Genomic DNA, 12,164 nt, shown 5'->3' with positions numbered 1-12,164 from the left:
CCGACTCGGCATGCCGCCAGCGGAGGACGGCCGGGCCCCCACACCGGTCCCAACGCACGCCCCCGACCATGAACGCTGCCGCCGTCCCGCTTTCGGCCATGCTGCCGCCCATACGGCAGCGCCTGTCCACGCGCATTGTTTCGGCCTCCCTGGTCGCCTTGACGCTGGTGCTGGCGATGATCGGCGGCACGCTGTGGCTGTCGTGGCAGCTCGAAGGCGCGGGCGCCGCCATCAACGACACCGGCAGCCTGCGCATGCGCGCAAGCCAGATCGGCGTGGCGGTGCTGGAGGCGCGCGACTGGCACACCAGCGCGCTCGAGCAACAGACCAACCGGCTCGATGCCACCCTCGATGCGCTGCGCAAGGGCGACGCCCAGCGCCCGCTCTTCCTGCCGGCCGACGCCGACATCCACCGCCAGTTCGACGCCGTCTGCGCCGCCTGGAAAACGCAGCTCAAACCCAGCATCGCCGCCGACATTGCACTGCCGCCCGGCGCGCCGTCGGTGTATCTGGCGCATCTGCCGGGCTTCATCGCGCAGGCGGACCAGCTCGTGCGCATGATCGAGCAGAGCAACGCGCACAAGACCACGCTGCTGCGGCTGTCGCAGTTTGCGCTGGCGGCCATGGCGTGCGTGGGCACGCTGGCCATGATCTACCTGCTGTATCTGTGGATCATCCTGCCGGTGCTGCGCCTGCAGGAGGGTCTGCAGCGCGTGGCCGCGCGCGAGTTCACCACGCGCCTGACGGTGGAGTCGCGCGACGAGTTCGGCCTGCTGGCGCACGGTTACAACCGCATGGCCGAGGAGCTGCAGGGGCTGTACGCCGATCTCGCCTCGCGCGTGGCGCAGAAGACCGAACAGCTTGCCGCGCAGAACCGGGAGCTGTCCGCGCTGTATGACATCACCGCGTTCCTCAATGTCTCGTCCGACATCGACACGATGTGCCGCGGCTTCCTGCAGCGTGTCACCGCGCAGTTTGGCGCGGCGGGCGGCAGCCTCCGCGTGATGGACCCGGACGGCGAGCGCCTGCACCTGATGGCCGCCGAGGGCCTGCCCGCCGAGCTGGAAGAGGCCGAGCAATGCATGCGCGCCGATACATGCCTGTGCGGCCAGGCCACGCAGCAGGACGTGGTGGTCGTGCATGACTTCCGCCGCGTACCGCGCAAGACCGAGGCCCAGGCCGAACCGCCCGCACCGCTGCCCTGCCAGCGCGAGGGCTACACCGCCGTGGCGGTGTTCCGCATCCTGACGCAGCAGGCCGTGCTCGGCACCTTCTCGCTGCATCTGCGCGACGACCGCCAACTGCCAGCCAACGACCTGCGCCTGCTGGAAACACTGGGCCAGCACCTCGGCATCGCGCTGGAGAACCTGCGGCTGCAGGCCAAGGCCACGCAGCTGGCCGTGGTGGAAGAGCGCAACCTCGTCGCACAAGGGCTGCACGACAGCATCGCGCAAGGCCTCAACTTCCTGAACCTGCAGGTGCAGATGCTGGACGCCGCCGTGCAGGACACGAACCTGGACGAGGCGCGCGAGATCGTGCCGCTCCTGCGCTGCGGCGTGGAAGAGAGCTACCAGGACGTGCGCGAGCTGCTGCTGAACTTCCGCACCAAGCTGGAGAGCGGCGAGCTGCGCCCGGCGGTCGAGCAGACGCTCGCGCGCTTCACGCGGCAGACCGGCATCGTGCCGACGCTGCGCTACCAGGAAGCCGGCGGCGCGCCGCTGCCGGTGGACCAGCAGCTGCAGGTGCTATTCATCCTGCAGGAAGCGCTCTCCAACGTGCGCAAGCACGCCATGGCCAGCCGCGTGGACGTGGCCATCACCAACGGCCGCGACTTCGAGCTGCGCATCGAAGACGACGGCCGCGGCTACGACGCCAGCGAAGTCGCCGAACGCACGCAGGCGCACGTCGGCCTGAACATCATGCGCGAGCGCGCCGCGTGCCTGTCGGCACAGTTGCGGCTGGAGGGCCATCCCGGCCAGGGTGCCTCCGTCGTGCTGCGGTTGGCCGAGCCGCAGCGCCAGGCTGCCTGACCCCCCGCATGTTCCCAATCGCACCATCGCCCCGAACATCATGACCATCCGCATCCTGCTCATCGACGACCACACCCTGTTCCGCTCCGGCATCCGGCTGCTGCTGCAGCGGCAGACGGATTTCGACGTCGTCGACGAAGCCGCCGACGGGCTGGAGGGCATCAAGCTCGCCAAGCGGCACCGGCCCGACGTGATCCTGCTCGACCTGAACATGCCGGGGCTCTCCGGGCTGGAGACATTGCAGCTGCTGGTGCAGGACCTGCCCGACACGGCCGTGGTGGTGCTGACGGTGTCGGAAGAGGCCGACGAGCTGAAGGCCGCGCTGCGCGACGGCGCCCGCGGCTACCTGGTGAAGAACATCGAGGCGGAGACCCTGGTGACGGGCGTGCGCCGCGCAGCGGCGGGCGAGCCGGTCATCTCGGACAGCATGACGGCCAAGCTGGTCGCGCATTTCCGCGCGCCGGAGAAGACCGCGCCGGCAGCGCCCGCCGCCCCCGTCAGCGCCGACCGGCTCACCCCGCGCGAGCGCGAGATCGTCCAGGGTCTGGCGCGCGGCGAGAGCAACAAGGAGATCGCCCGCACGCTCGACGTGGCCGAGAGCACGGTGAAGATCCATGTGCAGAACATCCTCAAGAAGCTCAACCTGACCAGCCGGGTGCAGGTGGCCGTCTATGCGGTCGAGCACGGCTTGACCGACGCCTGAACGGCGCGGCTACCCGAGTCGGCAGCCAACAAAAAACCCCGCGGGCTCGCACCCACGGGGTTTTTTGTTCGGAACGGCCACTGGATTGAACCAGCGGCCGAGGCCGGATTGCCGGACAGGCAAATTACATCATGCCGTCCATGCCGCCCATGCCACCCATGCCGCCCGGCATTGCCGGAGCCGAATCGTCCTTCGGCAGTTCGGCCACGGCGCAGTCCGTCGTCAGCATCAGCGAAGCGACCGAAGCGGCGTTCTGCAGCGCGGTGCGGGTCACCTTGGTCGGGTCCAGCACGCCCATTTCCACCAGGTCACCGTACTCGCCGGTGGCGGCGTTGTAGCCGTGGTTGCCCTTGCCAGCGATCACGTTGGCGACCACCACCGAAGCCTCGTCGCCAGCGTTGGTGACGATCTGGCGCAGCGGCTCTTCCATGGCGCGCAGCACGATCTTGATGCCGGCGTCTTGGTCGGCATTGCTGCCCTTCAGGTTGGAGATGGCAGCGCGGGCACGCAGCAGTGCAACACCGCCGCCAGCCACGATGCCTTCTTCCACGGCAGCGCGGGTGGCGTGCAGTGCGTCTTCCACGCGGGCCTTCTTTTCCTTCATTTCGACTTCGGTGGCAGCGCCAACCTTGATCACGGCAACACCGCCGGCCAGCTTGGCCACGCGCTCTTGCAGCTTCTCACGGTCGTAGTCCGAGGTCGCTTCTTCGATCTGGGCACGCACTTGCTTGACGCGGGCTTCGATGTTGCGGGCATCGCCAGCGCCATCGATGATCGTGGTGTTTTCCTTGCCGATTTCAACGCGCTTGGCTTGGCCCAGGTCGTTCAGGGTTGCCTTTTCCAGCGTCAGGCCGACTTCTTCAGCGATGACTTGGCCGCCCGTCAGGATGGCGATGTCTTCCAGCATGGCCTTGCGGCGGTCGCCGAAGCCCGGAGCCTTGACGGCGGCGGTCTTCAGGATGCCACGGATGTTGTTGACCACCAGCGTTGCCAGGGCTTCGCCTTCGACGTCTTCAGCGATGATCAGCAGCGGACGGCCAGCCTTGGCCACTTGCTCCAGCACCGGCAGCAGGTCGCGGATGTTGCTGACCTTCTTGTCGAACAGCAGCACGAACGGGCTGTCCAGAACGACGGTCTGCTTTTCCGGGTTGTTGATGAAGTACGGCGACAGGTAGCCGCGGTCGAACTGCATGCCTTCCACGACGTCCAGCTCGTCGGCCAGCGACTTGCCGTCTTCGACCGTGATCACGCCTTCCTTGCCGACCTTGTCCATGGCTTCAGCAATGCGCTGGCCGATCGACTCGTCGCTGTTGGCCGAGATGGCGCCAACCTGGGCGATTTCCTTGCTGGTGGTGGTCGGCTTGCTGATGTTCTTCAGCTCTTCGACGGCAGCGGCGACAGCCTTGTCGATGCCGCGCTTCAGGTCCATCGGGTTCATGCCGGCGGCCACGTACTTCATGCCTTCGCGCACGATCGACTGAGCCAGCACCGTTGCGGTGGTGGTGCCGTCACCGGCGTTGTCGCTGGTCTTGGAAGCGACTTCCTTGACCATCTGGGCGCCCATGTTCTGCAGCTTGTCCTTCAGCTCGATTTCCTTGGCGACCGAGACACCGTCCTTGGTCACGGTCGGGCCACCGAAGCTGCGCTCCAGCACCACGTTGCGGCCCTTCGGGCCCAGGGTCACCTTCACGGCGTTGGCGAGAATGTTCACGCCTTCGACCATCTTGGCACGTGCGGCATCGCCGAACACTACGTCTTTAGCTGCCATCTTGAGAATCTCCGAGATCTTTGGATGTTGCCCGCGCGGGTTGATTGAACGGCGCAGGCAAGGAATGAGGGGTTACAAGTAAGCGTTGCGACCGAGCGCGTGCTTACTTCGTCACCACGGCCATGATGTCTTCTTCGCGCATGACCAGGACTTCCTGGCCTTCGACCTTGACGCCTTGGCCGGCGTACTTGCCGAACAGCACGCGGTCGCCGACCTTCACGTCCAGCGCGATCGCCTTGCCGTTGTCGTCTTTCTTGCCCGGGCCGACGGCCAGGACTTCACCTTGGTCCGGCTTTTCAGCGGCGGCGTCGGGGATGACGATGCCCGAAGCGGTCTTGGTCTCGTTGTCCAGGCGCTTCACGATCACGCGATCATGCAAGGGACGCAGGTTCATACAAACTCCTCAATGCAAAGTGAGTGTTTATTCACAAAACGCGCCGCGGGGGTGCGGCGCTTCGGAAAGGCATCGGGGGCGGGGGCGTTGTTAGCACTCCTGCCCGGCGAGTGCTAATTATATGGACGGGGTGTGACCATTTCAAGAACCGGTCTCGATCCTGTTGTCGAGATTCACTCAACTCTGAACTTTGTTCACTCAACTTTGAACTCTCGGGGGCTGGTTGGCCTGCCCGCATCCATAAATATCCTTAAATTTCAATTAGTTATGCAGCATCGCGACCTCCCGACATGACACCACGACGCTCCGTAAGTGGCAGATTTTTGGGCTGCGAAGCCAACTGAACCCACAAACGAAAGGGGGCCCGCAAAACGCAGGCCCCCTTACGAAGTAGGGGACCAGCAGCGCGGCGGGACCGCCCCCGCCCACACCTATGGCCCCAAAGTGATCCAAATGCCACTTATCACCAACGCCGAATCGCAACTCCCTCGACGGCCCTCAATGAACTGAGGGAATCAGTCAGGTGGACGGCTGACCCAGCCGCTTCAGAACAACATCAAGCAGAACCTCTGCCCCGCTTAGGAGTTGGGCGTCGTCCGTGTGTTCACGGGGGTTATGGCTAATGCCGCCCCGACTGGGAACAAAGATCATCGCTGAGTGCGCAATACGGGCAATCATCTGGGCATCATGCCCAGCCCCAGAGGTCATTCGCCTATGGCTATAGCCGCGCCTGTCTGCGGAGGCCTCAATCTCTGCAGCAAGTTGGGGATCGAATACCACGGGTTCGAAGCGCACGAGTCGCTCTGTGCTGATCTTGACGCCCTCGCGGCCTGCAATCTCATTCAAGAAGGTGGCAAGTCGATTTTCGGCGGCTTGCAAACGTTGCTCGTCAGGATCGCGCAGATCAACGGTCAAGGTGGCCCTACGGGGAATCACGTTGATCACATTCGGCTCGAAGCGCATGCAGCCAACGGTGGCTAACGTGGTTCCATCGGATGCGTGGGCCAAATCCCGCAAGAAGGTCACGATGGCGGCCGCCACCCAGCCCGCATCATGGCGCAGACGTGTTGGCGTGGTGCCCGCATGGTTTGCGTTTCCCTGTACGGTGATTTGCTGCCAGGAAATGCCTTGCAGGTTCTCTACCACGCCGATCAGCGTGTTTTCCGCTTCCAGGATGGGGCCTTGCTCGATATGGAGCTCTAGGTACTCATGCGGAACGATGGCGCCAGGCTCAAGATCACCCGAGTAGCCAATGCGAGCGAGTTCGTCGCCCAGCCTCGTGCCATCCGTGCCAATCGTGTTGAGTGCATCTTCAACGGCAAGCCCGCCAGCGTAGACCAGCGAACCCATCATGTCCGGCTGGTACCGGACACCTTCTTCGTTGGTGAATGCGCCAATGGTGATGGACCGCTTCGGCTTTAGTCCAGCCTCACGAAAAGCTCGGGCAACGGCGAGTCCCGCGAGCACACCGTAGCAGCCGTCGAGGGCACCGGCATTGGTAACGGTATCTATATGCGAACCGAGCATCAGCGGCGCCTGATGACCATCGTCGGTGTCCGAGCGCAGGGTGCCAAAGATGTTGCCGATCCGGTCGATGCGGACATCAAGGTCCAGCTCACGCATCCATTGCACGACAAGGTCACGACCGGCCTTCTCGTCGTCTGTAAGCGCAATCCTGGTGCGCCCACCCACTGCGGTATCGGCGCCAATCCCGCCCAGTTCACATAGTTGCGCCAGCAGCTTTGCCCCGTCGAGTCGAATGGTGTTTTGATGAGATTGCATGATGTTCTTCAACATGGAAAAAGCGGCGACGTTGTCCGTCACCGCCCCTCTTCTCACGTACGTAGATTGACAGGGTATGTCCGGATACGTGCTTACCAGGCTTCGGAGAAGAAGAAACTTTGGCGATTAGCTCGCGCGCCCCGGACTGGCATTCGGATTGCCCGCAGCAAAATCCACTTGACTCTGCAGCGCCTGTTTCGCGACCTCGTAGAAGTACTCGGCACCGGTACCCAAGACGTCGTCGTTGAAATCATAGGCGCTGTTGTGCAGCGGCACCGAGCCTGACTCGCCGGATGCGCCATTGCCGATAAATACGAAGGCACCAGGGACCTTGGTTAGGAAAGCCCCAAAGTCTTCCGAGATCATCATCGGCTCGATGTCGGAAGCAACGCGTTCAGGACCCACCACGCGTTGAGCGGCCGAAACGGCCACAGGAACGCATGCCGCCCAATTGACTGTGGGGGCAAACTCGTGTGTGTACTCGAACTCGCACTCCGCTTCATAGGCGCTGCAAATCCCTTCGCAGATTGCGTGCATCCGGTTTTCCAACAAGCGCTGCACCTCAGGGCTGTAGCTGCGCGTATCGCCCTTGATCACAACGTTCGACGGGATTGCATTGCGAATCCCATCGGTAATGAACTCTGTGCACGAAACCACTGCCGATCGGCTCGGATCCACGTTGCGCGAGACGACCGTCTGCAGGGCCAGAACAATCTCTGCCCCGATCACCAGCGGATCGACACCCATGTGCGGTCGGGCAGCGTGCGTTCCTCGGCCTTTGATCTTGATGACGAAGTTGTCCTCGCTGGCCGTGATTCCGCCGACGCGCGTCGCTATGGAACCGGCTGGCATGCCCGGCATGTTGTGAGCGCCAAAAATCGCATCGACCGGGAACCGCTCAAAAAGACCATCGGCCATCATCGCCTTGGCACCACGCCCATGCTCCTCCGCCGGCTGGAAGACGAAACGGACCGTGCCGTTGAAGTCGCGTCGCTCCGACAGCAGCCGCGCGGCGCCCAGCACCATCGCCATGTGGCCGTCATGTCCGCATGCGTGCATCTTTCCTGGAATGCTGGAGGCATGTGCCCGGCAGCCGGCGCTCTCGGCAATGTTCAGGGCGTCCATGTCTGCGCGAATGCCGACCGAACGGCCGCCACTGCCAACCGTCAGACTCGCAACGAGCCCCGTCCCACCGATCCCTCGATGCACTTCCAGCCCCATGCCTTCAAGGGCGTTTGCCAGGTAGTTTGATGTGAGTTTTTCCTCGAAGCCCGTTTCCGGGTGCTTGTGCAAATGATGGCGCCATTGGGCCATCTGGGAATGCAGTTCGGGGTTGCTCATGGCGTTATCGTCCGTGGTTGTGCATGCCCTCTGGTTGGCAATACGAGCCGCCCAAAGAGCGCTCGCTCTTTTATCTCACGACATCCAGGTCCTTCCAGGCGCCCGCTTCAAACTGTCGAACCGTGATTGCGCCGTTCATGATGTCGCCCTTGTCGTCGAACTGAATAGGACCAGTGACTCCGGTCATCCGCAGCTTGCGCAGAGTCGGCACTGTGATGTCTTCTGCTGTGTTCCGCATCCCCAGTGCGTTGATAGGAGTCTATGCACGAGCCACGCACGTCTTTCGCGAATTGAGGCCTCTTTTTGCAAGAGCGACGCGTTTTGCATCGCGCTCTTGGCGCTTTGTTCATCCTGGCTAGGTGCAGCGTCCCGCTGCGCAAGATTCGACGTATTTGACGCCTGGAGGGCAGCCGAAATGCTGGGCAGTTGCGCGTCGTTCTTGCATTTCTGGGGCGAAATTCGCTCGAAAATTCACAGGATGTCGCCATAGGATTGGATGAAGTTGGCGTAGCTGCTGCGTGCGGCCGTCACGCGACTCACACATTCAATCGGAGATTCAGATGCTAATTGCGAACCCGCGCGCTGCTCGCTCGAGCTATCCCACCCAACTCAAGGCGATCATGTCCGTGGAAAAGGCGGAGGAGAGCCGGAAGTGGCTGTCGAGCTGGGAAGGGATTAACGGTGGCAGCACGCCTCTTCTCGATCTGCCGGATCTGGCGGAAAAATTGGGGGTCGCTCAAATCCTGCTCAAGGATGAGTCCATTCGTTCTCCGCTTGGCAGCTTCAAGGCGCTCGGCGCTCCGATCGCGCTTGTGCGACTGATTCTGCGGCTCTGGCCTGAAGACAATGTGGACCCGGTTGCACTCTTTGCCGGCGCATATAAACCTGGGCTCTCGGACTTCACCGTGATTAGCGCCACGGACGGCAATCATGGCAAAGCACTAGCTGCCGCGGCTCGCAGCATCGGTTGCCGTTGTGTGATCGTGCTACATGCGAATGTCAGCGTCGAACGTGAGGAAGCGATTGCCGAATACGGTGCCGAAATCGTACGCATCACTGGCAACTACGACGAATCCGTTGCCGAGGCTGCTCGCCTGGCAACGGCAAACGGCTGGTACGTCGTATCGGACACGTCGTACGAGGGCTACGAGGAAGTTCCGCGTGACGTGATGCAGGGCTACGGCACGGTCGCGGCGGAGATTGTCGAGGCATGCGGCGGAGCCGGCGCGGCGCCGTTCACGCATGTCTTCCTGCAAGGTGGGGTGGGTGGCATGGCGGCCGGCATCGCCAGCTACTTCTGGGAAGTCTATGGGGAGCAGCGTCCGACCGTCGTGATCGTTGAGCCGGAACAGGCGGACTGTCTCTACCAAAGCGTGATTCAAGGGACCGCCGCTAAGGCAACGGGCTCGGTGGATTCTGTAATGGCCGGCCTCGCCTGTGGCGAAACCTCCCCGCTGGCATGGCAATTCCTCGAGACGGGCGCCGACTACTTCATGACCATCCACGATGACGATGCCGTGGCGGCTGTGCAGGCGCTTGCTCGGGGAAGCAAGCGGGACGTTCCCATCGTCTCGGGAGAGTCCGGTGCAGCGGGTCTCGCTGGCCTGATGGTTCTGCATGGTACGGACGGGCTTGCTGCGAAGACGGGCTTGGATCGCAGCTCACGCGTGCTGCTGATCAGCACGGAAGGGGCCACTGCACCTTTGGGCTATGAACAGCTGGTGGGCGAGTCTGCTGAGGCCGTAGTGCTGCGCCAGAAGGCCTGGTCGCAAGCGAAGGCAGCGTAGGCCTTGCAGTTCGTCGGCGGGCGGCAGTCTGCATAGTCGCCCGCCAAGTACAAGATCCAATGGAGACAACTCATGACCACTACAAATGCTGGAGGTCGGGAAGCGGCCATTGCAGCCGCCGTTCAAGCGTTTGATTCCGGCAAGTTTTTCGCTGACCTTGACCGGCGTGTTGGCTACCACACCGAAAGCCAGGAGCCCACACAGGCATCGCAACTGCATGCGTATCTTCTGGATGAAATCGCACCGTCATTGCATCGCCTGGGGTTCCAAACCAAGCTGGTGCCGAACCCCGCGGGAGTTGATGCTCCCGTGCTCTTGGCTGTCCGTCACGAAGGCGATGACCTGCCGACCGTGGTGACGTATGGTCACGGCGACGTGGTGCGCGGGTACGACGATCAATGGAAGGAAGGGCTGGAGCCCTGGAAGATCGTCGTAGATGGTGATCGCTGGTACGGCCGCGGCATTGCTGACAACAAGGGACAGCACACCGTCAACCTTGCTGCGTTGGAAGCCGTCATCGCCGCGCGGGATGGCCAGCTCGGGTACAACGTGAAGGTCATCTTCGAGACAGGCGAAGAGATCGACTCGCCTGGCTTGAACCAAGTTTGCGCCGACGAGAAGCGCTACCTTTCCGGTGATCTGTTCCTCGCCTCGGATGGTCCCCGTGTGTCCGCTGAGCGGCCTACGATTTTCCTGGGGTCGCGGGGCGAGCTGAATTTCGACCTTGAAGTGAATCTGCGCGACGGCGGACACCATTCCGGCAACTGGGGTGGCGTGCTGCGCAATCCGGCGGTCGTCCTCGCACACGCGATTGCCACCATGTTGGATGAGAATGGTCGCATCCAGATCGACGGGCTGCGGCCACCGCCCGTGTCGGACGCGGTTCGCGCGGCACTGGCTGACGTCGAGCTCGGAAAGGACGCGAACGCTCCCGAGATCGATCCGATGTGGGGGGAGCCGGGCTTAAGCTCTGCGGAGCGCGTGCTGGCATGGAATGCCGTTGAGGTGCTCGCATTCAAGTCTGGCAATCCGGATGCTCCGGTGAATGCCATTCCGCCGACGGCTCGAGCGCATTGCCAACTGCGCTTCGTGATCGGAACGGATTGGGAAAACGCTCAAGCCCATCTCGACGCGCACTTCGCACGCCTGGGATTCAAGGATGTAAAAGTCATCATCAAGCCGGCCGTGACGGCAACGCGCTTGGATCTGCACGATCCGTGGGTGGACTGGGCGCTCGGTTCCATTCAGGAGACGACGGGCAAGAAGCCGGCGCTCATTCCCAATCTTGGGGGCACGGTACCCAATGCCATCTTCGCGAAGACGCTGGGGCTGCCGACTGTTTGGGTGCCCCACTCCTATCCCGCATGCTCACAGCACGCGCCCAACGAACACTTCCTCGGTTCCGTCGCGCGAGAAGCCCTCGCATTGATGGCAGGGCTTTGGTGGGATCTGGGCGAGTGCGCGCCCCAGGTCATTGCTTCACGTCGAGCGGCAATCTCCGGATAACGCTCGTCTCCTTGGAACCGGCCCCAATCCTCCTGGGGCCGGTTTTTTCCTGCACCGCCACAACGACAACCTGGTCGCATCGGAGCGGTTCCGCAGATTCCGGTATCGGTCTCCTGCCGCACCTTCAATCACGGTAGGCACCATGGCGCCCGCGAGTGTAAGCAATGCGCCGGCGACACCCATGCCGTGCCCTAGTCGATGGCCCACGCTCCGCATCGGAGTCTGCGCTCAGAGCAGTATTGCGCGTGCACGTCGACATCTTTGTGCCTCCATTCTTGTTTGTCTAGGCAGGACACAGAGGGCATCAGCTTGGTGCAAAAAGTGCACCTGAAATGGTTGTTCGTTGCGTCACCGCGCACCAAATCTTCTGCGCTAGGGATAACCCGCAATCGGAAATTGCATCAACGCAATAACGATGCATTTGAGTGGCCGATATTCCGGAATTCGTGCGCAGAGGTACTCCTATGATGGGTCTCAATAAATGACCAAACCGCAACGAAATGCGGGCGAGCTCAAGCGGGTTGACCTGATCAGCCCGACTTTCCATAGGAGACAGAAACATGTTTGGTGATCGAAACGAAGATCAAGGCGTGCGCAAGCACGGTGTGGCATTTCGCGCCACGCTTGGCGCCGCGATCTGTGCGGCCGCGATGACGTTGGTGGCCCCTGGGGCTCAAGCGCAGCAGCGGGGTGCCCAAGCTGCGGCAGCGCCTGCCGCCGCCGCAGCAGGCGGCACACTCAGCGCCATTAAATCGCGCGGCCACCTTATCTGCGGCGTTGCTGGCGACCGTGCAGGCTTCAGCCTGGTGGACGCTAAAGGCGTTATGCGGGGTCTGGACGCCGACGTCTGTCG

At 62.6% G+C, this 12,164-nt stretch carries 8 protein-coding genes and 1 pseudogene; 5 read left to right on the top strand and 4 right to left on the bottom strand.

What is annotated here, in order from left to right:
- Positions 1 to 68: 68 nt before the first annotated feature.
- Together QZ609_RS09520 and QZ609_RS09515 are read left to right on the top strand one after the other, a co-directional pair.
- On the top strand, positions 69 to 2,030 hold the full coding sequence (locus tag QZ609_RS09520) for a type IV pili methyl-accepting chemotaxis transducer N-terminal domain-containing protein (protein WP_295493721.1): 1,962 nt from the start codon (positions 69 to 71) through the stop codon (positions 2,028 to 2,030).
- A gap of 40 nt (positions 2,031 to 2,070) precedes the next feature.
- A complete protein-coding gene (locus QZ609_RS09515) occupies positions 2,071 to 2,733 on the top strand; it encodes a response regulator transcription factor (RefSeq protein WP_295493720.1) in 663 nt (220 codons plus the stop codon).
- Positions 2,734 to 2,857: 124 nt separating this feature from the next.
- Here the strand turns inward: QZ609_RS09515 and groL are convergent, their stop codons facing one another.
- The 4 genes from groL to QZ609_RS09495 form a co-directional block, all read right to left on the bottom strand.
- Complete coding sequence (gene groL / locus QZ609_RS09510; protein WP_295493719.1) at positions 2,858 to 4,501, bottom strand: chaperonin GroEL; 1,644 nt, start codon at positions 4,499 to 4,501, stop codon at positions 2,858 to 2,860.
- A 103-nt stretch (positions 4,502 to 4,604) separates the two neighbouring features.
- Positions 4,605 to 4,895 (bottom strand): co-chaperone GroES, encoded by a 291-nt coding sequence (gene groES, locus QZ609_RS09505; protein WP_295493718.1) that lies wholly within the window; start codon positions 4,893 to 4,895, stop codon positions 4,605 to 4,607.
- A 519-nt stretch (positions 4,896 to 5,414) separates the two neighbouring features.
- Entirely contained in the window at positions 5,415 to 6,677 is a 1,263-nt protein-coding gene (locus tag QZ609_RS09500; protein WP_295493745.1) for a Zn-dependent hydrolase, read from the bottom strand.
- A 126-nt stretch (positions 6,678 to 6,803) separates the two neighbouring features.
- Positions 6,804 to 8,018, bottom strand: coding sequence for a M20 aminoacylase family protein (locus QZ609_RS09495; RefSeq protein WP_295493717.1), 1,215 nt, complete (start codon positions 8,016 to 8,018; stop codon positions 6,804 to 6,806).
- 560 nt (positions 8,019 to 8,578) lie between these two features.
- Here QZ609_RS09495 and QZ609_RS09490 point away from each other — a divergent pair.
- From QZ609_RS09490 to QZ609_RS09480, 3 genes and pseudogenes are all read left to right on the top strand, one after another.
- Positions 8,579 to 9,805 (top strand): diaminopropionate ammonia-lyase, encoded by a 1,227-nt coding sequence (locus QZ609_RS09490; protein WP_295493715.1) that lies wholly within the window; start codon positions 8,579 to 8,581, stop codon positions 9,803 to 9,805.
- A gap of 72 nt (positions 9,806 to 9,877) precedes the next feature.
- Complete coding sequence (locus QZ609_RS09485; RefSeq protein ID WP_295493713.1) at positions 9,878 to 11,311, top strand: M20 family metallopeptidase; 1,434 nt, start codon at positions 9,878 to 9,880, stop codon at positions 11,309 to 11,311.
- 560 nt (positions 11,312 to 11,871) lie between these two features.
- Positions 11,872 to 12,164 (top strand): annotated as a pseudogene (locus tag QZ609_RS09480) (hypothetical protein); the annotation flags it as partial.

Origin of the sequence: uncultured Ralstonia sp. (assembly GCA_913056305.1) — a bacterium.
Taxonomy (GTDB): Bacteria; Pseudomonadota; Gammaproteobacteria; order Burkholderiales; family Burkholderiaceae; genus Ralstonia.
This window is presented reverse-complemented; position numbering and strand designations above follow the sequence as displayed.

Bases quoted from the DNA above. Each gene is read 5' to 3' on its own strand.
- QZ609_RS09520 (WP_295493721.1), top strand. From the start codon at position 69: ATGAACGCTGCCGCCGTCCCGCTTTCGGCCATGCTGCCGCCCATACGG.
- QZ609_RS09515 (WP_295493720.1), top strand. From the start codon at position 2,071: ATGACCATCCGCATCCTGCTCATCGACGACCACACCCTGTTCCGCTCC.
- groL (WP_295493719.1), bottom strand. From the start codon at position 4,501: ATGGCAGCTAAAGACGTAGTGTTCGGCGATGCCGCACGTGCCAAGATG.
- groES (WP_295493718.1), bottom strand. From the start codon at position 4,895: ATGAACCTGCGTCCCTTGCATGATCGCGTGATCGTGAAGCGCCTGGAC.
- QZ609_RS09500 (WP_295493745.1), bottom strand. From the start codon at position 6,677: ATGCAATCTCATCAAAACACCATTCGACTCGACGGGGCAAAGCTGCTG.
- QZ609_RS09495 (WP_295493717.1), bottom strand. From the start codon at position 8,018: ATGAGCAACCCCGAACTGCATTCCCAGATGGCCCAATGGCGCCATCAT.
- QZ609_RS09490 (WP_295493715.1), top strand. From the start codon at position 8,579: ATGCTAATTGCGAACCCGCGCGCTGCTCGCTCGAGCTATCCCACCCAA.
- QZ609_RS09485 (WP_295493713.1), top strand. From the start codon at position 9,878: ATGACCACTACAAATGCTGGAGGTCGGGAAGCGGCCATTGCAGCCGCC.